This is a genomic window from Candidatus Kapaibacterium thiocyanatum, from assembly GCA_001899175.1.
GTDB lineage: Bacteria > Bacteroidota > Ignavibacteria > Kapaibacteriales > Kapaibacteriaceae > Kapaibacterium > Kapaibacterium thiocyanatum.
Genome location: MKVH01000003.1, coordinates 62,923 through 85,976 on the forward strand (window position 1 = coordinate 62,923; position 23,054 = coordinate 85,976).

Consider the following 23,054-nt stretch of genomic DNA (forward strand, 5'->3'; position numbering starts at 1 on the left):
ATAGGCCAAGTACGTCAAACGAATCGAGACCCTGAACCGTGCAGCTACGACATCTTCTTCTCGGCATCATCGTCCTTACCGGCCTCGTCGCATCCGCCGGCGCCCAGGTCCGCTGGCGCGTCTCGGCAGGGATGTCGACGGACTGGATCACCAACGACAATCCCGCAGTGTATCGTCTGACAGGCACCAGCGACTCCCTGGACGCTCCGCTCGGTGGCGCGCTGGACGGTATGCAGATGGGTTGGGGTATCCGCGCCTATGCGGATCTCGACAAGCAGAAGACCTTCCGGATTCCGTTCGGTCTCGACTATTTCTCCTACAGCGGTACCCAGTCCATGAATGCGCCGGCCTTCGCGGTACAGGTGCGCCACGATGTGGACCTGTTCACCGGCCATCTCGGATTCGAATGGTCGTTCGTGGAATTCCCGCTCGCCTTCGCCCGCGCCTACATCGCAGGTGAAGTGCGCGGTCTCTATGTAGCACCGAACACCATCACACGGTGGACCAGGATCACCCCGGATTCCGGGCAGTCCATTTCGAACACCGACGTGTTCAGCGGCAAGGACGGCGCCTTCCGTCTCGGCGGCATGGCACGTCTGGGCATCGAAGGTGAAATCTACTATCCCGTATTCCTCAATACGAGCGTAGCGTACGGCGTCATGAATCTGGTCGGACGCGATATGCGTTCCACGGCCGATGGCGGCCGCGGTGAGCTCCTTACGCCCAACAGACAGAACGAGGCGGGTGAAGGGCTTCTCTACCATCTGAACTTTACCTTCATGGTCCAGGTACGTCTGTGAGTCATACGGCCGCTATGGCGTATCGTCCGGATTGTCTGCACTTCAGGGGTGACGTGCCCTGCATACCGCACAAGCTGCATGGCGTGCATTGTACGGGCTGCGCATACTACGAGGAAGTCAGGGGCCGCATCCTGATCATCAAGCTCGGCGCCACGGGTGACGTCATCCGTACGACGCCGCTGCTACATGCACTGGAAGAACGGTATCCCGGTCATGAAGTGTGGTGGGTGACGGAGTCGCCGGACGTCCTGCCTTCACGCGTCCATCGCAAGCTCACGCTGAAACCGGAACACCTCCTCGTCGCCGAGTCGACGACCTTCGACGTCGTCATCAACCTCGACAAGGATCCCCATGCCTGCGCCCTCGCTTCGCGCATATCCACTGCCGAGCGTATGGGATTCGTATGGCGTGACGGACGCCCGGCTCCGGCCGATGAGCGTGCCGTACACAAGTTCCTTACGGGATTGTTCGACGACGTGAACAAGAGCAATACGAAGTCCTATCCGCAGGAAATCCTCGAGATCTGTGGTATGGAGTGGAAGCACCAGGAATACGTCATGGACGTGCCGACGTCCTCGCCTTTCGTCATTCCCGACGGACCTGGTGGCGTCGTCGGACTCAATACGGGCTGCGGAGATCGCTGGAGAGCACGCGAGTGGCCGATCGAATCGTGGATCGGTCTGATCGACATGCTGCATGAGGCAGGCCAGCGCATCGTGCTGCTCGGCGGCCCTGCGGAACACGAACGCAACGTCGAGATCGCTGAACGCACGAAGGCCCTGTACCGAGGGACCTATCCGGTGAAGCAGTTCTTCGGCGTCGTGAATTCCTGCGACGTCGTCGTCACGACGGTGACCATGGCCCTGCATGCGGCCATCGGTCTGCGCAAGCATGTGGTGCTGCTGAACAACATCTTCAATCCGAACGAATTCGAACTATACGGCCGCGGCGTCCTTCTCCAGCCGGAGCGGCCCTGTCACTGCTATTTCAAGCAGAGCTGCACGCACGACGAATACCAGTGCATGGACCTGTTGTCGCCCGTCACGGTGTTCGACGCGGTGATGTCCTATCTCTAGGGACTTCTCCGGTTCCGTCCGGTGAACGTCAGACGGTGCGCTCGGGCTTGCCGAGCATGATGCGCCATAACAGGCCGCGGATGAAGCCGGTTCCATAGCCCAGCATCCGTACGAACGAAGCCACCACGCACAGGATACCCAGCCACGGCGATCGGAAGCGCAGCATCCCTTCGAGAAGGATGATGAGGGCATAGGCGCCGATAGGATAGAGACCGATCCAGCCATACGGAACGAACAGGGTATAGAACGCCACGATGACGACATAGGCGGTGAAGGTCGCGGGAAAGAAATGCACGAGCTTCAGCGAACCGGGATGTCGTACGGTCGTGTCGATACGGGCCATGCCCGCTTCGTGCATCTGTCCGAAGAACGTGACGAGATCGCCGTGCCTCTTGTGATGGACCCAGGCATCGGTGATCAGTTCGACCTTGAAGCCATGCCTGCGCATACGGATGTGAAGATCGACGTCGGCGCCGGACGGCATCCGCGAGAAGCCTTCGGTGACGTTGAAGACCGTGCGTGACATGCCCATGTTGAAGGCATGCGGGTAGAAGGTTCCACCGATGCGGACGTTGGTACCGTAGCCACCCGTCGTGAGCAACGCCGTCGTCGAATACCCGATCGCCTTCTGCATGGCCGTGAAGGAGTCGTGGATGCGATCAGGTCCACCCCACGCATCGGGATGACGCCTCGTGACGACATCGTCGATGGCGGCCAGGTAATGCCTCGGCACGGTGCAGTCCGAGTCGAGGAAGATAAAGTAATCTCCCGACGCCCTGCGGCACCCGTAGTTCCTGCTCGGTCCGGGCCCGGACCGGTCCTTGTCGTAGTGGGAGATCGTCAGGCGTTGTCCGTAGGCCTTGCACACATCGTGCGAACGTGTCGTCGATCCGTCTTCGACGACGATGACTTCGAAATCGCGGAACGTTTGTTCGGCAAGACAGGACAGCAGGTCGTCGAGTTCGTCAGGCCTGTCGTGGACAGGCACGATGATGGAATACTTCATGGGGTGCAAAGATACGTGTGTAACTTTGCCCCTTCATGATACGATCCTTCCCAATCGCCGATAGTGTCGGCAAGCCCGCATGAAGACCGTACTGGTCGTAGCCTATCACTTCCCGCCGGGAGGCGGGCCGGGCGTACAGCGCGTCCTGAAGCACGTGACCTACCTTTCCGACATGGGATGGAAGCCCGTCGTGATGACGGTGGAGAACGGTGATTTTCCGGCGCGTGACGAATCGTTGCTGGCCAGAATTCCTGCGGACGTTCCCGTACATCGTATACCGATCCTCGAGCCCTACGATCTCTATCGCAAGCTGATCGGAACGAAGGGTGCTGCCATCGACGTCAACGTGAACAAGACGGAAGGACAGCGGAGCGGCTGGAAGAACGAGGTCGCGGAATTCATCAGGGCGACGTTCTTCATTCCCGACGCACGTGCAGGATGGCTGCTCACGGCCGTCAAGGCCGGTGTGGGATTATGCCGTCAGTACGGTGTCGATGCACTGTATACGTCGTCGCCACCGTATACCTGCGCCCTGATAGGGCGGGCGCTGAAACGTCGCACGGGTCTTCCCTGGGTGGCGGGGTTCCGGGATCCATGGACGGGGTTCCTGACGACACCGGACAGGTGGTTCCTGCCTGCTGCCATCGACCGCAGGCTGGAGCGATCGGTGTTCACGCGTGCCGATGCGGTGGAATGCGCATGGCAGGGCATCATCGACGATGCCATCGGCAAGTATCCGTCGCTGGATCGCCGCAAGTTCCATCATGTGCCGAACGGCTTCGACTCCAACGACATGCCGGACGTCGCATATGAACGCAACGACAGGTTCACGATCACGTATACGGGTTCCATGTACGGACGTCGTAATCCAGGCGCCTTCCTGAAGGCTCTGGACATGCTCACGGCGCGGGGCATTCTCGGACCGCAGGACGTTCATCTGCGATTCGTGGGTCGCTTCGGTGACGATGTCCAGGCCATGCTCTCTGGCTCGGCGTTTGCTACGTCGGTGGAGAACATCGCCTACGTTCCGCATCGGGAGAGTATCGCCTATCTGATGAAGTCGGAGGCTCTCCTGCTGATCGTGGACGAGGCGAAGGAAAGTGGTGAAATCGTGCCCGGCAAGGTCTACGAATATCTCGGTGTGGGACGGCCCATCATCGCATTGTCGCCACGCGACAGCGCCATCGAACGTCTTGTGCTGGAAACCCGTGCCGGAATGTCGGCACCGCAGGACGACGTCGAAGGGATCGCCGCCATCATCGCCGGAATGTACGGGCGGTGGAAGGCCGGTACGGCCATCGGCAATCCCGACGTGGAAGCGATATCGAAGTACGAACGACGTGAATCCGCACGGGCATTGGCAACCATTCTCGACGAGGTGACATCGTGAAGAAGATCCTTGCAGCAATCATCGCCATCGTTATCGCCTATTTCGCCATCAGCCTGTTCTGGTGGATGTTCACCCATGTGTTCACGCTCATGTGGTCGCTGGCCAAGTTCGCCATCGTCGTCATCATCGCCCTGCCCATTTACATCATCGTACGACGGAAGCTGTTGTCATGAAGCTACGCACTGCCGCGGCCATGGCCGTTCTCGTTCTTTCCGCCCTTCCGTCATTGGCGCAGCCCACGGCCAATCAACGTCTGGCCGTCGGTATGACGCGTTCGCTCGTCAAGGACCTGTTCCAGAGCAACGCCGTACCGTACATACAGCCGATGGTAACGACGATCAATGCGACGTCGAATGCCAGGTTCTACAACTCGGCGCATGTACCGAAGAAGGTGGACAAACCGTACTTCAAGGTCAGCGTCAACGGCATGGTCGGCTTCATCCGTGACGATCAGAAGTCGTACACGCCGTCGCTGGACCTCGGTACGCCGTCATCGAGCCTGTTGTCCGACGTCGGCAAGTACGGTACGATCGACCTCGTCAACAGAAAGTTCATCATCAATCCGACGTTCGAGGATACACTTGGCCTGGCCACGTTGCTCATGCGCGAGATGCTGATCGAAACGCAGAAGCAGGGCAAGTTCCCGCTACCACCGTCGGCGCCGACGATGTTCGGTTACCAACCGGACGTTCGCGTCTATCTTCCGCCTACAGACACGCTCATCGCCGCCTTGCGTGGTCGTCCGGACTACCAGGCCCTCGTTGCCGCCGCCGGCCCGGGAGTCGATTCGACGCTTGCAGGTCTGCTCAATGGTCTTGCCCTTCCGCCGTATCTGACGCTTCCTCCGGGCGTGAACATGAGTACGCTCATCGCCGCCGTACCCCAGCTCGAAATCGGATCGCTCTTCGGCACCGAACTGCTCATACGCTTCATACCGCCCGTCGAGTTCGATCCCAACGTCGGCAAGTTCTCGTTCTACGGCATCGGTCTGAAGCACTCGATCTCGCAGTACTTCGAGGAACCTCCGATCGAAGCGGCGGCACAGATCGTCTATCAGGGCACGTCGCTCACGAATACCGTCGGCTTCACGGAATCGAGCCTCGAAGCCGATGCGCAGATATGGAATGCCAACATTCACGTCAGCAAGCAGCTCTTCGATTTCATGGACATCTATTCGGGTCTGAACTACGAGCGTATCGACGTGACGTCGACGTACTCGTATCGTCTGCCGCAGGAAGTCCTCATCGCCCTTGGCCTCGTGCCACGTCCACCCGATGGCCAGCCCGTGGATCCGGAAGCGATCAAGGCCGCCGACCCGTATCCGCAGACGAGCGTGGTCAAGGCCGGCGACACGAACATCAAATGGACGATCGGTCTTGCAGGTCAGATCGGCAAGCAGGGATCCTTCGGTTCCGTCCGCTTTTCACTGGACTATTCCGTGAGCCGCTTCAACATCTTCTCGGGTGGCGTGCAGGTGACGCTGTAGGGATAAGGTGATATCATTGCGTCACTGATCTGGCGACACTCATTGTGGCTTTTTGCCTGTATAGAAGTGGTCGGGCTGAGTACTCATTTCCTTCAGGAAGTTTTGGGCCTTTTGTGATTTGTATGATTTTAAAGAACTCTGTTTAATGAAGAACTCATGATCCTTGGGTGTATACCTGTTCAGCCACTTTGTATATGTGGATTCAGGAAGGACGAATAGTACACGAAGGAAGCGAACCGGTATGTGGTGTTTTTTCTTTTGAGAGGAATGAACGTCTTTGTCATCAATGGTTCCAGTAGCTTCATACCACCGTTTCTGGCTACCATTCTGTAAGGTTGTTGTCGTGCAGAGCCATCGTTGATCGACGGTAAGTATGAGCGATGGATCAGCTGTATATCTTGCTCGTTTGTCATTGAGATTTTGTTCGGATCCACAAACCTCGACTGCAATTACATCTGCACCAGTCAAGCCATAGAAGTATGCCCACAATCCGTCCGGTTGAGTTATTAAGCTATTATTGCTGGATGTCGATAAGCAAGGTACCGTCGGACCAGTAAGTGTCCTCTTTTGGGGTGCATCGGATCCAGTAGCCATTCTTTGGACGTGGGCCCCATCTATTTGTACGTTTAGGCCAAAACTCTATCATGATTCTCTTTGCTTCGCGATCTCTCATACTAATGCCCCTTGACTATTGGAATGTATAGAAACAAACAAGAGTATTCTTTAATGACCGCAATATTATAGTAAAAATCACTATTTACAGCCGCAGATTATCTCCCTCCACCACGATCATCCCGTCCTTCCTGAGTGCATCGATGATCGTACCGAACCATTGCATGTCGTCGTCCGATGGCGGCGTAGTCGTGATGCGCGTGAACAGCGTGCGCATTCCCATGCCGTCGGCGTGAACCGGGGACCGTAGGGTCTCCACGACGCGGCCGCGCCATATGCGGTTCGGCAAGCCCCGGAACGAGGGTTCCTTCTTCTTCGCACGGACACCTTCCGCCATCGTATTCGACGAAGGACAGATGGACGTCAGCGGGCACGCGGTGCATTGCGGCGAACGCGCCGTGCAGATCGTGGCCCCGAGGTCCATGACGGCATGATGCCATTCGGCAGGATCGTCATGTGGAATGAAGGCTTCAGCGATGTCGCGGAGTCGGGCATCCGGCAGGACGTCGATCGTCGTGGTCTGACGTTCGGCCGTGCGCGAGTAGACGCGGCGGATGTTCACGTCGAGGACGACCGTACGGACGCCGTAGGCGAAGCATGCGATGGCCGAGGAAGCGTAGGGGCCGATACCCGGTAGCGTGCGGAGGGTGTCCACGTCGTGCGGCACCACGCCGTCGTGTCGTTCCACGATGGCACGTGCGGCATCGCGCAGGCGCAGGGCCCTGCTGTTATAGCCCATGCCCTGCCATGCGCGGATGATGGCGGCATTGTCCGCAACCGCCAGCCCCCGGATGGAAGGGAAGCGATCGAGGAAGATCGGCATCTTCTCCGCCACGCGCGAGGCCTGGGTCTGTTGCAGCATGAATTCCGACACGAGGACCATGTACGGATCGACGTGATCGCCACGCCAGGGGAAGGCGCGTGCCGTACGACGGTACCAGTGAATGATGGATGTGCGGATGGAAGCGGGCATGGATGGATGCGAAGCTACGGGAAGAATGAATGTGTGGGTAAACCGTTCGTACCTTCGCGGCATGGTACGACGTTCAGCTTCAGAATCCATTTCGCCGAACATCTGGCTTACCGTGGTGGTAGGGGGACTCGGTTACTTCGTCGACATCTACGACCTGCTGCTGTTCGGTATCGTGCGGCTGGACTCGCTCCGGGCCATCGGCGTCAGGCCCGAAGCCATGCAGGACGCCAGCGAGCTCATCCTGAACATGCAGATGGTGGGCATGCTTCTCGGAGGGCTGCTGTTCGGTGTACTCGCCGACAAACGCGGGCGGCTGTCCGTGCTGCTCGGCTCCATCCTGCTCTATTCGCTGATGAACATCGCCAATGCCTTCGTAGGCAGCGTGCCTGTCTATGCCTTGCTGCGCTTCCTGGCCGGCATCGGTCTTGCCGGTGAGCTCGGTGTGGCCATCACCCTCGTCAGCGAGATCATGCCGCGGCATCTGCGGGGCTACGGCACGGCCGTTGTCGCGTCGATGGGCATCATGGGTGCCGTGGCAGCCTACTTCGTCCATCAGATCTTCAACTGGCAGACGGCCTTCATCATCGGCGGTGCGATGGGGTTGGCCCTGCTCGTCCTGCGCGTACGCGTGAGCGAGTCCGGCATGTTCCGGGACGTCCAGAAGCAGGAGGTCCAGCGGGGGAACGTCCTGATGCTCTTCAGGAACGGGCGTCTGGGAACGTATCTGAGTTGCATCGCCATCGGCATTCCCATCTGGTACGTCGTAGGTATCCTGGTGACGTTCGCGCCGGAGTTCACGAAGGAATCGGGATCGACGGCGACGATCGTTCCCGGTCAGTGCATCATGTGGACCTATCTCGGCCTCGCCATCGGCGATCTCGGAGCGGGCCTCGTGAGCCAGTGGATCCGGAGCCGCCGTCGCACCATCCTCGCCTTCCTGCTCCTCACCACCGCCTGCATCGTCTGGTACCTGTTCACACCGGCCAAGTCGGCGGCGCTGACCTACCTGCAATGCGCCCTCCTCGGCTTCAGCGTCGGGTACTGGGCCGTCTTCGTGACCACGGCCGCCGAGCAGTTCGGCACCAATCTGCGGGCGACGGTGGCCACGACCGTGCCCAACGTGGTTCGTGGCGCCCTGGCGCCCACGCTGCTCGCCTTCGGCGCCCTGCGCCGGTTCTATGCGGCCGAGCACGACGTCATGCAGACGGCGGCCCTCGTCGTCGGAGCCGTCGTCCTCGTTCTCGCATATACGGGCTGGTTCTTCCTCAAGGAGTCCTACGGCAAGGACCTCGACTTCGTCGAGACCTGATGCTGAGGTCGGCCGCCTTCGTATTTTTGCAGTCATGAACCACTCCGAACGCATCGTCATCCTCGATTTCGGCTCGCAGTACACGCAGATCATCGCCCGCAAGGTGCGCGAGGTCGGCGTCTATGCCGAAATCCACCCCTTCTCCATCACGCGTGAAGCGCTCGAAGAACTGTCTCCGAAGGGCATCATCCTTTCGGGGGGACCGTCGAGCGTCTATGACGACGGTGCACCCATTCCGTCCTTCGACGTCTTCGGCCTCGGCATTCCCGTTCTGGGGATCTGCTACGGTCTGCAACTCCTGGCCTATCAGCTCGGTGGTGCGGTGGACAAGGCGGCACGGCGTGAGTACGGACGTGCCACGTTGCAGGTGGACGACACATCGGACCTGTTCAAGGGCATGCCGTCCACGACGCAAGTATGGATGAGCCACGGCGATCACCTCACGCGCATTCCGGAGGGTTTCGAGCGGATCGGTCATACGGAGAATTCGGGTATCTGTGCCGTACGCGATCTGTCGCGGCGCATCTGGGGCGTGCAGTTCCATCCCGAAGTCCATCATACCACCGAAGGCAAGACGCTTCTCGCCAACTTCGTCCTCGGTATCTGCGGTTGTGCCGCCACGTGGAACGCATCGTCGTTCATCGAGGCGACCATCGCCGATATCCGCGCCACGGTGGGTGACGGCAGTGTGATCTGTGCGTTGAGCGGTGGCGTGGACAGTACGGTCGTCGCCGTCCTGCTGCACAAGGCTCTCGGCGACAGGGTCCATTGCATCCATATCGATTCAGGCCTGATGCGCAAGGGCGAGAGCGCCCAGATCCACGAGCTGTTCAAGAAGCATTTCGACATGAGCATCGACGTCGTCGACGGCTCCGAGATGTTCCTCTCCAGTCTTGGCGGTATCACGGATCCCGAGCAGAAGCGCAAGATCATCGGTGCGGCCTTCATCGATCTGTTCGACGTCGAAGCGAAGAAGTTCAGCGACGCGCAGTTCCTGGCACAGGGAACGCTGTATCCCGACGTCATCGAATCGCTCAGCGTCAAGGGACCGTCGATGACGATCAAGACGCACCACAACGTAGGCGGCCTGCCCGACTACATGAAACTCAAGCTCATCGAACCGTTCCGCGAACTGTTCAAGGACGAGGTCCGTGCCGTCGGCCGCGAACTCGGTATTCCCGAATGGTTCATCGAGCGTCACCCCTTCCCCGGTCCGGGTCTTGCCATCCGCATTCCCGGTGCCATCACGAAGGAGAAGCTGGACATCCTGCGCGAGGCTGACGAAATCTATCTCGAGGAAATCCGCAGGGCAGGACTCTACAACGAAATCTGGCAGGCCTTCGCCGTTCTCCTGCCCGTCCAGACCGTCGGCGTCATGGGCGATATCCGCACCTACGAATTCGTCTGCGGGCTGCGTGCCGTGACCAGCACCGACGGCATGACGGCCGACTGGTATCACATGCCGTACGACGTACTGGCCCGGATGAGCAGTCGTATCATCAACGAAGTGCGCGGCATCAACCGCGTGGTCTACGATATCTCGTCGAAGCCGCCGGCCACCATCGAGTGGGAGTGATAGTACCTAATGATGTCTCCTTGGTATGGAACATAAGCCATTCAATTACGTTGCTGCATTCCCCCTTCCTCTTGATGTACTGCCATTAAGACTGCGGGATTTGCTGACACCGGTTGGCTTATCACCGAGCCAAAGAGTCGAGGTTGCATGTAGGTATGAGTCCAATTCCAAGGGATCGGCTACCGAATATCTTCATCTCCTTATGGCAGTGGTTCCAGGAGCAAAAGGTGGGCCGATCAAAGTTCTTGATGAGGCCAATGATGGTGTTGTCGAATTTTCGGTTCCAGGTAGCGACAATCGTGGTTGTGTTGCCAAGTTTGTCCCCTCTATGTCGAACTATGACTACATCGTAGCAGCTTGGGGTGATAATTCATTCTACACCTACAATCTCGCCGAAAAAGTCTGGATGATTCTAGGATTGACACCCCGTTGTATTGGTAATGATCAACAGCGCATCGTCTATGATGACCTGCGTCGTCCTGAATTTGATGTGGTGGACGGTGAGATTTCGAGCGACTATCACTTCCATTTGAAACGAGACGTTACTTGGCGAATGTCGAACGAGTACCTTAGGCGATATCTGTGGTTGCGAGGTGCTCGAGGTATTAGGGTATTCTACTACGAGGCTATGCTGGAAGATACATCGTTGATACGCTCATTGATGGAAGGAAGGTCCCATATAGTCCTCAAACCCGAGGAAGGCGTACCTTGGTATGAATTGGATATCCGTGAGTACAACGGTGGGCTCTTGCTTCAACTACATGCCTCGGTTGAAGCCGTGACATCGGAACAGTGCCCTGAGCCGAGCGCAGATGGTATTCTTTGGCCAGGTTGTCAAACGCCCATGACAAGTCAGATCGCAGATTCAATATTCGAGCAACATCCTCCAGTCTATCTTGATGACCGTTTTCTGGAGAAGTATGAGCAAAGCGCATATTATGATTCGATGCCTTATCAGGTATATGATTACTGGGAATGTGGACCTTCTTATGGAGGGCAATGGAGCTTCACTGGCTGCAAGAGAGTTGGACGGAATCTGATTCGAGTGCCAATGCGTGAATTATATAAGCCGAAGCCAGAACGCGAAATCCTTCACGCGCACAAGTATGCAATGGGTCCAGGAGATATAGCCCATATTAATATGGATGAAGAGCACGTGGTTGCAAAGGTCCAACGGCTATTGGATATTCTTTTGCGATTAGGTGACGGTCTAGCGGTACTCGGTAAGGTAGCTGGTATTAAAAGATCTGCGTTCGAATGGACAGGATTCGATCGTAGGCAGGTAGAAGCAGAGCATTGGCGAGCATATCCAGAACTTAGTCGATTAGCTCAGGTTGCTCCACTAGATATGACGCAACAGTCGTTCTTGGCACGTTGCAAGAGCTTGCACGAAATATGGCAACGAATACCGAATGGTTCTCTCAAATTACTTCTTGAACGTGCTGGATGTCCAAAGGACAAAATCAAAGGACTTAAAAGCCTCAAACTTCTGCAGGTCCTGCTGAATATTAATGATTTGAACTTTCATAAGGAGGCACCTGATGCCTTGATCTCAGATGACGAACCCATTGATTGGCACGAGAACAACCCTGCCTTGGCTCCGCTGTTTCTGAATTACAATCTGAGGATTGCCGATGCACATGATGCCATAGATGCCTGTCTGAAGACTCTAGAATCTCTTGGTTTTGATACAGCGGGTATTAATTCTGGGTACGGGAAGGCTCTTGACTTTGTCATGGACCGTGTCATTGATTCTTTTACGGCAATAACTACTGCAGTTGAAGCCTTAGCAAGGCGACAGTAGAGAACAAGCCTGTACGACTACGGTGTTTTCAGTAACTTTCGGCTCATGTAGAGTTCTGTAGTCATCTGACTACCTCTGTTGTTAGTGATGGCGGATGTGTATTGTGCAGATCACGCCTCAGCAGCAACTCCCATCCATTACCCCTTCATATTCCATCCGTCAGGCAGCGCATGGATATGTTGGCCCTGTTCCGGCATCCGGAACATGAGGCCGCTCCGCTCCGTTCGACTATCATTACAGCATAGCAAGGGCATATCATGAAGGTTCTCGTTCCCATTTCCAACGGTACCGAAGACATGGAAGCCGTCATCATCATCGACATGCTGCGTCGTGCAGGATGTGTGGTGGTCGTGGCGGGCGACGGCAACGTCGTCATCTGCGCGCGAGGCGTACGTCTCGTGCCCGACATCACGATCGAGGAGATCAACGACGACGAGACCTTCGATGCCATCGTCTTCCCCGGTGGCAGCCAGGGCGTGCAGAACTTCATCGATAATCCCACACTCGAAGCCATCACGCGGAAGCACAACAAGAAGAAGGGGCTCATCGGCGCCATCTGTGCCGCACCCCAGGTGCTGCACGAGTACGGTCTGCTCCCGAAGTCGCAGACCCTTACCAGCCACCCGTCCGTCGCCAGCACGCTGGCTCACTATTCCTATTCTCTCGATCGCGTCGTGGAAGACGGTACGATCATCACGAGCAGGGGAGCGGGCACGGCGTTCGAATTCTCCCTGGCCCTGATACGTCGCCTGATGGACGGTGCCGTCGCAGCCCGCGTATCGTCGGATATCGTCCTGTACGAATGACATACGGAAGCCGGACAGGAAACATTGGTAATTTGCCCTTCCTATGAAACGATACCTCATCACCTCGGCCCTGCCCTATGCCAGCGGCATCACCCATCTGGGTAACGTCGTCGGTTCCACGCTGCCTGCCGATATCTATGCCCGGTACTGCCGCCTGCGCGGACGCGATACGCTCTGCATCTGCGGTTCCGACGAACATGGCGTAGCCATCACCATTGCAGCCGAGAAGGAAGGGTTGACGCCCCAGCAGCTCATCGACAAGTATCACGAAGCGAACAAGGCCGCGCTCGCGAATGCGGGCATCGCCTTCGACATCTACGACCGTACGTCGAACCCGATCCATCGGGAGACGGCGCGGGAGTTCTTCGCGCTGTGGCTCGACAAGGGTCTTCTGGTGGAGAAGGACGAGGACCAGTTCTACGACGAACAGGCCTCCATCTTCCTTCCGGACCGCTATGTGGAGGGGATCTGCCCGAACTGCGGTTACGACCATGCCCGTGGCGATCAATGCGACAATTGCGGTGCCTACTACAATCAGCTCGATCTCAAGAATCCCCGTTCCCTCGTGAGCGGCAATCCGCCCGTCGTCCGCAAGACGCGTCACTGGTACTTCAAGCTCAACGAATTCCAGCAGTGGTGCGAACAGTACATCGAGGCGCATGCCGGAGTGTGGAAGGACAACGTCCTGCAGCAGAGTCGCTCATGGCTCAAGCAGGGGCTGGCCGAGCGTGCCGCCACGCGCGACATGCAGTGGGGCATTCCCGTTCCCGTGAGCGGGGCGGTAGGCAAGGTCATCTACGTATGGTTCGAAGCCGTCCTCGGCTACATCTCCGCGACGAAGCAATGGGCGCTGGATCAGGGTCGTCCCGACGACTGGAAACGCTGGTGGTGCGATGCCGACACGACGTATACGGCCTTCCTCGGCAAGGACAACATCGTCTTCCATACGATCATCTTCCCGATCCTGCTGTCGACCCGTGCGGACGAACGGTACATCCTGCCCGAACAGGTGCCGGCCAACGAGTTCCTGAACCTCGAAGGACAGAAGTTCTCCAAGAGCCGTAACTGGGCCATCGACCTCGTCCAGTACCAACGGGACTTCCCCGAGCCGCAGCATGTCGACATCCTGCGCTACGTGCTCACGATGAACATGCCGGAGACGAAGGACAGCGACTTCACCTGGAAGGACTATCAGGCGCGTGCCAACAACGAGCTGGCCTCCATCCTCGGCAACTACGTGAACCGCGTCGTGCAGTTCGCACACAAGAATTTCGACGGAGCGGTACCACCGATCCCCGAAGGCGTCGTCTACGGCGAACACGAACATGCGTTGATGAAGGCCATCGACGAAGGGCTGAAGGCCGTGGCCGCCAACTACGACCAGTTCCGTTTCCGCGATGCGGCGACGGAATCCATGAACATCGCACGTGCCGCCAACAAGTACTTCAACGACAAGGCGCCGTGGAAGAGCGTCAAGAGCGATGCTGCCGATTGCGCTCTGGCCATGAACGTCTGCCTGCAGGTCGTCCATACCCTCGGCGTCGTCTTCGCCCCCATCCTGCCGGTGACGGCTACGACGATACAGCATCTGCTTCGCGTGGGTGCCAACAGTGGCGCTCCCGGGCAGGGAACGGTGGGCACGGACATCTGGATGGCATCGGCGACGCCTGCGCTCGCGGCCGGACATCGTCTGGCCGAACCGTCCATTCTCTTCACACGTGTCGAGGATGATGTGGTGAAGGTCCAGATCGAACTGCTCGGAGGTACGTCCGCCGCACAGCCCGCCGAATCCGCTGCGACTTCGGCACTGACTGCATCGGCGACGCCTGCCGTGGCCGATCCATCGATGATCACCATCGACGACTTCAAGAAGGTGCACCTGCGTACCGGGCGTGTCCTTACCGCCGAACGCATTCCCAAATCCGACAAACTGCTCAAGCTGCAGGTGGACCTCGGAACGGAGCGGCGTCAGATCCTTGCAGGTATCGCCAAGCATTACGAACCGGAAGCGCTCGTCGGACGCATCATCGTCGTGGTGGCGAATCTCAAGCCAGCCAAACTGATGGGAATGGAGTCGCAGGGCATGGTCCTCGCGGCCTCCAATGCCGACGGTACGCTGGCCCTGGTCACACCGTCGAGCGATGCCATCGAAGCCGGGGCCGAAGTCCGGTAATACGGGAGAGACGATGGAATCGGAAGAACAACCGGTACAGCCTGCACCGCCGCCGGCTAAGGAATCACCGACCCTCGTCAAACGACGTCGGCTGCTGAACCGCTGGAGCATCTTCGCGCTCATCTTCGTGAGTGCCGTGGCCACCGTGCTCTACGTGAGCAATGTGATCGCCATCAACAGGCTCCTGAAGGAGACGGACACGTTGCGCAAGTCGGTGGACTCGATACGTATCGTCAACCATAGTCTGCGGACGGAAGTCTACCGTCTGCAATCCTCCGAACGCATTACCCGCATCGCCACGGAACGGCTGGGTATGATTCCGCCGCCCAAGGCCCCCACCGTGCTGTCTCCCAGGTGATCATGGACGACAACGCGCAACAACCGCCATACGATCCGATACGCTGGAAGGTGGGGCTGCTCATCCTGGGCTTCGCCATCGCCTTCACGGTCGTGGCCGGCCGCCTGTTCTGGGTGCAGGTCATCGACGGCGCCCGCTATCGCGAGCTGGCGAAGAAGCAGTACGAGTCGAAGGTCTCGCTGCGTGCCGAACGTGGGCGTATCCTCGACCGGCAGCGGCGGGACGTCGCGACGATGATCAAGACGACGTCGTTTGCCGCCGATCCCACCCTGCTCGAACATCCCCAGTTGACGGCCCAGCTCCTTGCCGCCGCAGACGGCAAGCAGGCCGACTGGTACATGGACCGCATACGGTCGACGGAAGGACGTTTCGTCTGGCTGGCACGGGCCGTCAATACGGTTCTCTTTCCCGTACTCGACACGCTTCGCGACAAGGGGCTCATCCGTGTCCGCGAGCCGAAGCGCCACTTCGTCTATGGGCCGGTGGCGGCTCAGGTGATCGGAACGACGGACGTCGACAACAATGGTCTGACGGGTCTCGAACTCCAGTACGATTCGTTGTTGCGTGGACAGAGCGGCTTCGTCGTCATGCTTCGGGACGGCCGTGGCCGCCTCAGGCCCGGCATCAATCCCCAGCGCGAAGCGCCACGTGACGGGTCGGCCCTGCAGCTCACGATCGACATCGACATGCAGCGCGTAGCCGAACAGGAACTCGAGCGCGGTGTGCGCGAAGCCGGAGCCGCCAGCGGAACCGTCATAGCCATCGAACCGTCGACAGGCGACATCCTGGCCATGGCGTCCTATCCGACCTTCGACCCCAATCATCTGGACAGGGCGTCGGACGATGCGATCCGCATACGCGCCATCACCGACGTCTACGAACCGGGTTCGACGATGAAGGCCATCACGGCGGCGGCCCTGCTCGAGGAGCGCAAGCTCGCGCCATCGGACAAGGTCGACGGTCACGGCGGAACGTATCAGATGGCGGACTACGTCATTCGCGACGACCATCCCGTGGGGCAGGTCACCTTCGCCGAAGCCATGGAGCAGTCGAGCAACATCGTCTTCGCGACGTCGACCCGGCTGCTGAACGATCGCGTCTACTACAAGTACGTGCGTGACTTCGGCTTCGGTATCCCGACGGGAATCGACCTTCCGGGCGAGGTGCGTGGTCGCCTCAAGCGTCCGAACGAATTCGACGCCTCGACGAAGATGTTCATGGCCTACGGTTACGAGCTCAACGCCACGGCCCTGCAGATGGTCAATGCCTACGCCACCATCGCCAACAAGGGTGTGATGATGCAGCCCCATATCGTGAAGGCCTTCTGTGCACCCGATGGTACTCCCGAGCGTGAAATACGCCCGCAGATGGTTCGTCGGGTCGTCGGTGAACAGACGGCCCGGTTGCTGACCGAGATGCTCGTCGGCGTCGTCGAACGCGGTACGGGCAAGGAGGCCCACATTCCCGGCGTACGTATCGCAGGGAAGACGGGGACGGCCCAGCAGCTCGAGAACGGCACCTATTCGAAGAAGGCCTATACGGCGTCCTTCGTGGGGTTCTTCCCTGCCGACAATCCGCGGGTGGCGATGATCGTGATGCTCGACAGGCCTACGGTGAGCATCTACGGTGGTTCGACGGCAGCGCCGATCTACCGTCGTATCGTGCAGAAGACCATGACGATGCTGGCCCTCGATCCGCAGACGCGTGATCGTATCGCCGCATCGGCATCCGCCGATACCGTCGTCGTACCTGACGTCAGAGGTCTGGACATGCGCACTGCCGATACCGTATTGCAGCGGCTCGGACTGAAGATCGGTACCGCCGATACGAGCACCGGCATCGTCCTTCGCCAGATTCCCGAGCGAGGCAAACGCGTCGAACGCGGGAGTGCCGTCACTGTCGAACAGCAGGCTTCCGCACCTGCGGCGATGGTACGTCCCGACGTCAGGGGCTTCCCTCTGCGTCGTGCGGTCACGGCTCTCCACAGTGCGGGATTCGACGTCCGTATCCGGGGCAGCGGGAAGGTCGTCGAACAGCAGTGGAACGGCAATACATGTGTCCTTATCGCCCGCTGAACCGTTCATCAACCGTTGTAACAATCCTCGATTCGATGGATTCTTGACCATCGGAGAGCTCTATGTTGTCTGTCCTTCTGCGCTTTGTCCTGCCGATCGTCATGATCGTGTTCTTCTCCGTCGCCGCTTCGGCGACGGAAGGGAAGGACCGTGACAGGATACAGCGGGATACGTCGCTCGACTACGGTGTGGTCACGATCGGGCTGGCCAAACGGGACAGCATTCGTCTCAATGGGTACAGTGGCGGCGGGGAGTTCCGTGTGATCCCGGGCGGTCAGCCGGGAATGCCGTTCTTCGTCCAGCAGCCGTATCGCTTTCGTATCGTCAATGGTTCCGTTAACGTGGTCGTCGACTATTGGCCACTGTCGGTCGGACGATCGACACGTGTGCTGACGCTTGCACGCGTTCCGGCAATCCTGCCTGTGAACGATACGATATGGATCACGTTGCGGGGTGAAGGTCGCAGCCTTACGCGCAGCGTGGACATCGATTTCGGTACGTGGATCACGGGAGATACGACATCCAGCTGGCGCTGGATGGAGCCCAGGGAAGGTTGGGGGCCGGACATCAAATGGAGAATCGAGGAACAGGATCTGGGGCGTGGATTCAGGGTGATGTCGGGCAGCAGCCCTGTCAGGGAGAACGATGCCCTCGGACTGCGTGTAGGATATTCCCCTCTCGTCGAAGGCGACTACAGCGGACGTGCGCTCATGATACGATCATGGAACACGGCCGTCCTCGATACCTTCATCGTCAACGTGAAGGGCAGCGCCTTCCGGCAGAAGATCCAGGACGCGACCATGCGGTTCGATTCGGATTCGGTGATGATCGGCAAGGTCATCCTCGACAGCGCCTTCATCAAACTGAAGCCGGCACCGACGAGACGTTACGGCTATGCCGTCAACAGTACGGTATCGCCGCCGACGGGTCCCGTCGTCGCGACTCTCGTCGCACCCATCGGCCTGAGCCTGGATACGACCGTCATCGTCAAGTTCGTCTGCATGCCGACGACGATGGCGAACTTCAACCAGTCCTTCATCCTGCGCAGGAGCAACGAGGAAGGAATCGTCGTCGATTCCACGATCATCAACGCCACCACCCAGGTCGTTCCGCGTCCGGTCAGCCTTTCACTGCGTCTCGGTCCGGAAACGACGAGCGTACGGACGGGGGATACGGTGACGCTGGTCCTGAAGGCGCGGACGAACGATCCTATCGACGAACCCGTGCGCTATTCGTCGATCGCCGCGACGCTCAAGTACAATGCGACGGTGCTCGTTCCACTGGACGAGACAGGTGAGGGTGGCCGTGTGGCCATCGGCGATACGGCAGGTTATACGTTCAGGAAGAATAACGCAGGCATCATCATCGACGGTCCGGAAACCGACGTGATGAAGATCCGGTTCGTCGCCGTTCTTGGTGACGACGATAATACGGCCATCACTCCTGATGATATCGTCATGCATCTGGCCGGTACGAACGACGACAGGCGTTTCAGGACCAATCCGGTACATGTCAAGCTTACCGACGTCTGGGACTATCTCTCGGGACGCCGTCTGGTGAATACGTTACGGGGAGGACTGCAGATTTCGGTAGAACCGAATCCGGTCGCGGCATCGTCCACGATCACGATTCCGGTTCTGCCCGCCGCTGCCGGATCCCTGCAGATCGTCACGCCCGTCGGGCAGGTCGTCGCCGATCTGACGGACGACGTACGGGCAGGAATCAGGACGTTTACGGTCATGTCGGGAACCGGTTCACGGCTGGCCCTCTCTCCGGGAACATACTACGCGCGTCTTCTGGTGCGGGACGACCGCGGAGCTACGGTGTCGAGTGTGGTACGCATGTTCGTGGTGCAGTAAGCTTCCCCCTATTTTTGTAGTGCATGCCCCACAGAACCGTATTGGGAATCGTCGTTTCATATCTGTCGCTCTGTGCGATAGTCCTCATTCTCTGTTCCAGGCATGCCCAGGCACAGTCCCCGTGGTCCGTGACAGCATCCGGCGGTATCACACTCATGGGGAGCAGTTCGTCCTTCACGACCATTCCCGGTATTCCCGTCCCTCCGTCCCGTGAGCCCCTCAGATATTCCGGACAAGGTACGTGGTCCGCACGACCGTCCTTCGCCATCGCAGGAGATATGCGGTTGTTCGGCGACCTGCACGGAGGACTGCGATTGGGATATGCGGGAAGTACGGCCACGACGGCCGCACCCGAACGTATTCCCATCGCGACGGAGCAAGGCGTCTATCTGGCGACCCTGCAGCATAAGCTCGTGACGTCCTTCACATGGTTCTCCGCCGAACCCTACGTCAGATACGAACCACTACGATGGCTGGGACTCGAGTTCGCCGTGCCGGTGACGTTCTTGACGGGCAGCACCTATACGCAGACGCAGCGCTTCAGCGATCCGGACGGCTTGCAGTTCACGGACGGCAGCGTGGAACAGCGTACAGGCGAGGGCGGCGTTCCCAATGCCCGCACGACCATTCCCATGATTTCATTGGGTGCGGAGGGGATGTTCCCGCTGGTCGCCGACAGCACGCTGCTCATCGTACCGTCCATGTCCTATGCCTTCGCCCTGTCCGACGTCGTCGACAATACCTCCCTGCGTTTTTCGGGATTGCGTCTCGGCGTGGGTATCCGTTACAGGGCACCTGGGCCGGTGCCACGGCGTGACACCGTACGGATCACCGACATCGTACGCGATACCACCGTCGTGCTGAGCCGTGACGTCAAGACCATCACCACGCAGTTCGCCGACAGGACGGTGGAACAGTTCGTCATCGGTGATACGATCCGCACCCTCGTGAAGGAGCAATACCGACGACTCGTACCCAAGCCACCGACGGTTTTGAGGGCTTCCGTCCAGGTTGCCTTCGTGAGTGCCAAGGGGGTCGTGAGCGATGACGCCCAGGTGCGGACGCATCGCGTGCGACGTACCCGCATCATACCGGTGATTCCGGCCGTGGCTTTCGACGAGGATTCGGTCACGGTACTTCCGGACAGGTACGTGCGCCTTAACAAACGGTCCGCAGCGAGATGGAAGGAAGAAACCGCCATCCGTATCGGCAGCGGATCTCACTGGCAGTACCAGGTCCTCAACGTCGTGGGAAGCAGGCTCCTGGCCTCGGGCGGAAGCATGCAGCTGGATGCGTATGACGACGGTACGGCGGAAGGACGACGGAACGCCATGCGGCGTTGCGAAACGGTGCGGGACTATCTCACGACGACGTTCGGCATCCCTGCCCGCCGTATCCCCATCTCCGTGCGCCGCGGCCAGTCCTCCCAGCAACCCTGGGTATTGATGTCGGATACGAGCGAGACATTGTTCAGACCGCTCACGGTCGTCGATACGACGTCGGAAACGCAGTTGCCGAAGGTCAGGGTCTCGCCCGACGTCGTCAGTGAAGCCGGTGTGGCATCATGGTCCATACGCATGATGCAGCAGCAGGGACGCCAGGTACGGGTCTTCGACGGCAAGGGAGACCTGCCCGACAGTATCGACTGGGATATGAATCAGGACCTCGACGCCCGCGTGGCGATGAGGGACATGACGCTGGTGGAACTGTTCGTGACCGACAAGGAAGGATCGTCCGTACGCAGTGCACCGGGCCGTATCGGTCTCAGGAATGCGTCGGTGACGGACATCTCGCTCGATATCGTCGAGGAACAGCTCGAAGTCCTCAAGCTCGTCGTGCCACCCTATCTCATGGTACCTGAGACGTCGACGCCGTCCACGACGGCATGGACACGTGTGGAAGAGTATCCGCCCGGCAGTTCCGAGCAGGCCGACGTGTGGTTCAGGAGCGGTCTTGCCGCAGCCGAGCGCGACTTCTATCGTCATGCGGAAGTGTACGTAAAAGAAGAACGGCGGCCGTGATACACGGGCCGCCGCTCTTTCACTCTACATACACACACACACGTAGGTAGGGCACTCTTTCCGATTCGCTGTTCTATCTGCCGTCCAGACTTTCCAGAGCGGTGGCGTACTTCTTCGTGCCGATGCCGGAAGCGTTCCCTGTACTGACTGCCTGCTTGAGCAGTCCGGCGGCTTCGGTCATGTTGCCGCGTTCCTTCGCCAGCAGTCCGAGCTCACCCAGGGCATCCACCTCGTACTGGGGCACCCGGACGCCACGGGCGTGGGTCAGGGCCAGGCGCAGGTAGCGCTCGCTCTCGTCGTAGTTCTTCATCCTGCTGCTGAGATGGCGTCCGATCTCGAGGGCGATCTGTGCGCCCTGTACGTCGTTGTCCGCGGAGATGGCGGCGTTGTAGTCTTTCTTGAGGTTTTCCAGTGTCGATGCCGGGCTGATGGCATCGAGGGAGACGGGTGCGGGTTGTTTGTTGACGGCGATGGGTTCCGGTGTGGGCGTGACGGACTTCATGTCCGGGCGCTCGTCGTTCTGCTTCACGGTGGCCGTGGCAGGTTGGCTCGTCGTCGATGGTGCAGGCAGGACCGCGGGCTCATCCTCGATCTTCGTCGCTACGATGACCTGTTGCTGCCGGGCGGCAGGATCCGCCATCGGCTGATTGGACGTCGCCGGGCCACGGTACAGCGAGTACGTACCGATACCGACCGCTACCAGCGCCGCTCCGCCTATCCATGTCCAGATGGACGACAGGCCGGACAGGATACCCTTGGAGGAGGTCGCCGAGATTACCCGTTCGGCGACGGTATTCTCGACATCCTGCAGGAAGGCCGTGGGGATGGCGATGACCGGGGTAGCCGTACGGAGGACGGATTCGACGGCGAGCATTTCCCGGACGGTCTGTGCGAACTCGGGGGACGCCGTCTGGCGTGCCTCGAATTCCAGCAGCCCATCTTCGCTCAGGGAGCGATCGAGGAAGCCGGCCAACAGTTCGTCGTTTGTCATCGTAGCTCGTTCAAAATCGGGGACATCGTGGTTTGGATCATCTTCTTGGCCCGGAACACGCGTACCTTGGCGAGGGACACGGAGATGTTCAGGGCGCGGGCGATGTCTTCATAGGGAAGATCATCGAAATACTTCATTTCAAGTGCTTCGCGGAACTCCGTCGGTAACTCGGCCAGCGCGTTATGCAGGGCCTGGCGAAGCATGAAATCCTGTCTATGGGATGTGTCTTCCTCGATCGGGAGTACGTCGTCCGTAAGCTCCAGCGTGTGTTTCCGTCCACGCAGCGATTTCAGGCAGTAGTTACGGGCGATCGTGAACAACCAAGCAGCAAAGGAACCGTCGGAGAAAGACGCGCGCTTGTCGAATACCGTCAGCGCGATCGTCTGGAACATGTCCTGCGCCTCATCATGAGTCCCCAACGCACGCAGGCAATACGCGTACAGGCGCTTGTCATAGCGTCGGAACAGGGTACGGAATGCTTGTTCATCCGCTTCGTCCCGTACCAGTCCGAACAATTCCTCATCTGATAACAAGGTGTAGGTCATGTTCATTGAGCGTTGTAGGCCAAGAATCCGTGCAGGATTGATTCGTTACAATCCGGATTCCGTGGAAGGTCAACATGATTATCTTTGCCCCCAAGTCGCTTGTTGCTATCCACTTATAATAACGATCCAGGTGC

The 23,054-nt window shown here is 58.9% G+C and carries 17 protein-coding genes; 13 read left to right on the top strand and 4 right to left on the bottom strand.

The features are described 5' to 3' along the window. Positions 1–38: 38 nt before the first annotated feature. Together BGO89_03875 and BGO89_03880 are read left to right on the top strand one after the other, a co-directional pair. Complete coding sequence (locus BGO89_03875) at positions 39–800, top strand: hypothetical protein (GenBank protein OJX60719.1); 762 nt, start codon at positions 39–41, stop codon at positions 798–800. Between the two features lie 14 nt (positions 801–814). Beyond that, the gene (locus tag BGO89_03880) at positions 815–1,876 is read left to right on the top strand and encodes a hypothetical protein (GenBank protein ID OJX60720.1); all 1,062 of its coding nucleotides are present in this window, start codon (positions 815–817) and stop codon (positions 1,874–1,876) included. Between the two features lie 28 nt (positions 1,877–1,904). On the opposite strand, the gene BGO89_03885 is transcribed toward BGO89_03880, so the two are convergent. After that, entirely contained in the window at positions 1,905–2,882 is a 978-nt protein-coding gene (locus BGO89_03885) for a hypothetical protein (protein OJX60721.1), read from the bottom strand. 79 nt (positions 2,883–2,961) lie between these two features. Here BGO89_03885 and BGO89_03890 point away from each other — a divergent pair, with 79 nt between their 5' ends. Further along, positions 2,962–4,272, top strand: a complete 1,311-nt coding sequence (locus BGO89_03890; protein OJX60722.1) for a hypothetical protein — start codon at positions 2,962–2,964, stop codon at positions 4,270–4,272. A 169-nt stretch (positions 4,273–4,441) separates the two neighbouring features. After that, positions 4,442–5,758, top strand: a complete 1,317-nt coding sequence (locus tag BGO89_03895; GenBank protein ID OJX60723.1) for a hypothetical protein — start codon at positions 4,442–4,444, stop codon at positions 5,756–5,758. 757 nt (positions 5,759–6,515) lie between these two features. On the opposite strand, the gene BGO89_03900 is transcribed toward BGO89_03895, so the two are convergent. Next, positions 6,516–7,403 (bottom strand): hypothetical protein, encoded by an 888-nt coding sequence (locus BGO89_03900; protein OJX60724.1) that lies wholly within the window; start codon positions 7,401–7,403, stop codon positions 6,516–6,518. A gap of 61 nt (positions 7,404–7,464) precedes the next feature. Here BGO89_03900 and BGO89_03905 point away from each other — a divergent pair, with 61 nt between their 5' ends. The 9 genes from BGO89_03905 (at position 7,465) to BGO89_03945 (ending at position 21,384) form a co-directional block, all read left to right on the top strand. Further along, positions 7,465–8,712, top strand: a complete 1,248-nt coding sequence (locus tag BGO89_03905; protein OJX60962.1) for an MFS transporter — start codon at positions 7,465–7,467, stop codon at positions 8,710–8,712. Between the two features lie 34 nt (positions 8,713–8,746). Further along, a complete protein-coding gene (locus tag BGO89_03910; GenBank protein ID OJX60725.1) occupies positions 8,747–10,288 on the top strand; it encodes a glutamine-hydrolyzing GMP synthase in 1,542 nt (513 codons plus the stop codon). A gap of 25 nt (positions 10,289–10,313) precedes the next feature. Next, positions 10,314–12,092, top strand: a complete 1,779-nt coding sequence (locus tag BGO89_03915; protein OJX60726.1) for a hypothetical protein — start codon at positions 10,314–10,316, stop codon at positions 12,090–12,092. Positions 12,093–12,346: 254 nt separating this feature from the next. Then, on the top strand, positions 12,347–12,898 hold the full coding sequence (locus tag BGO89_03920; protein OJX60727.1) for a hypothetical protein: 552 nt from the start codon (positions 12,347–12,349) through the stop codon (positions 12,896–12,898). Positions 12,899–12,941: 43 nt separating this feature from the next. Then, positions 12,942–15,071 carry a hypothetical protein gene (locus BGO89_03925; protein ID OJX60728.1) on the top strand — a complete coding sequence of 710 codons (2,130 nt, stop codon included), beginning with the start codon at positions 12,942–12,944 and terminating at the stop codon, positions 15,069–15,071. Next, positions 15,040–15,429: a hypothetical protein gene (locus BGO89_03930; GenBank protein OJX60729.1), complete on the top strand. Its 390-nt coding sequence runs from the start codon at positions 15,040–15,042 to the stop codon at positions 15,427–15,429. The genes BGO89_03925 and BGO89_03930 overlap by 32 nt, the downstream gene beginning before the upstream one ends. Before the next feature lie 2 nt (positions 15,430–15,431). Further along, positions 15,432–17,504, top strand: coding sequence for a hypothetical protein (locus tag BGO89_03935; protein OJX60730.1), 2,073 nt, complete (start codon positions 15,432–15,434; stop codon positions 17,502–17,504). Between the two features lie 62 nt (positions 17,505–17,566). After that, positions 17,567–19,363 (top strand): hypothetical protein, encoded by a 1,797-nt coding sequence (locus tag BGO89_03940; GenBank protein OJX60731.1) that lies wholly within the window; start codon positions 17,567–17,569, stop codon positions 19,361–19,363. Between the two features lie 23 nt (positions 19,364–19,386). Next, on the top strand, positions 19,387–21,384 hold the full coding sequence (locus BGO89_03945) for a hypothetical protein (protein ID OJX60732.1): 1,998 nt from the start codon (positions 19,387–19,389) through the stop codon (positions 21,382–21,384). A gap of 73 nt (positions 21,385–21,457) precedes the next feature. Here the strand turns inward: BGO89_03945 and BGO89_03950 are convergent, their stop codons facing one another. Both BGO89_03950 and BGO89_03955 read right to left on the bottom strand, forming a co-directional pair. After that, entirely contained in the window at positions 21,458–22,375 is a 918-nt protein-coding gene (locus BGO89_03950) for a hypothetical protein (GenBank protein ID OJX60733.1), read from the bottom strand. Then, a complete protein-coding gene (locus BGO89_03955; GenBank protein ID OJX60734.1) occupies positions 22,372–22,926 on the bottom strand; it encodes a hypothetical protein in 555 nt (184 codons plus the stop codon). Before BGO89_03955 ends, BGO89_03950 begins: the two co-directional genes overlap by 4 nt. Positions 22,927–23,054 lie beyond the last annotated feature (128 nt).

Excerpts from the sequence above, each read along its gene's own strand:
- BGO89_03885 (OJX60721.1), bottom strand. The coding sequence starts at position 2,882 with ATGAAGTATTCCATCATCGTGCCTGTCCACGACAGGCCTGACGAACTC.
- BGO89_03895 (OJX60723.1), top strand. The coding sequence starts at position 4,442 with ATGAAGCTACGCACTGCCGCGGCCATGGCCGTTCTCGTTCTTTCCGCC.
- BGO89_03890 (OJX60722.1), top strand. The coding sequence starts at position 2,962 with ATGAAGACCGTACTGGTCGTAGCCTATCACTTCCCGCCGGGAGGCGGG.
- BGO89_03915 (OJX60726.1), top strand. The coding sequence starts at position 10,314 with ATGGAACATAAGCCATTCAATTACGTTGCTGCATTCCCCCTTCCTCTT.
- BGO89_03930 (OJX60729.1), top strand. The coding sequence starts at position 15,040 with ATGCCATCGAAGCCGGGGCCGAAGTCCGGTAATACGGGAGAGACGATG.
- BGO89_03900 (OJX60724.1), bottom strand. The coding sequence starts at position 7,403 with ATGCCCGCTTCCATCCGCACATCCATCATTCACTGGTACCGTCGTACG.
- BGO89_03905 (OJX60962.1), top strand. The coding sequence starts at position 7,465 with ATGGTACGACGTTCAGCTTCAGAATCCATTTCGCCGAACATCTGGCTT.
- BGO89_03945 (OJX60732.1), top strand. The coding sequence starts at position 19,387 with ATGCCCCACAGAACCGTATTGGGAATCGTCGTTTCATATCTGTCGCTC.
- BGO89_03950 (OJX60733.1), bottom strand. The coding sequence starts at position 22,375 with ATGACAAACGACGAACTGTTGGCCGGCTTCCTCGATCGCTCCCTGAGC.
- BGO89_03935 (OJX60730.1), top strand. The coding sequence starts at position 15,432 with ATGGACGACAACGCGCAACAACCGCCATACGATCCGATACGCTGGAAG.
- BGO89_03925 (OJX60728.1), top strand. The coding sequence starts at position 12,942 with ATGAAACGATACCTCATCACCTCGGCCCTGCCCTATGCCAGCGGCATC.
- BGO89_03880 (OJX60720.1), top strand. The coding sequence starts at position 815 with ATGGCGTATCGTCCGGATTGTCTGCACTTCAGGGGTGACGTGCCCTGC.
- BGO89_03940 (OJX60731.1), top strand. The coding sequence starts at position 17,567 with ATGTTGTCTGTCCTTCTGCGCTTTGTCCTGCCGATCGTCATGATCGTG.
- BGO89_03910 (OJX60725.1), top strand. The coding sequence starts at position 8,747 with ATGAACCACTCCGAACGCATCGTCATCCTCGATTTCGGCTCGCAGTAC.
- BGO89_03955 (OJX60734.1), bottom strand. The coding sequence starts at position 22,926 with ATGAACATGACCTACACCTTGTTATCAGATGAGGAATTGTTCGGACTG.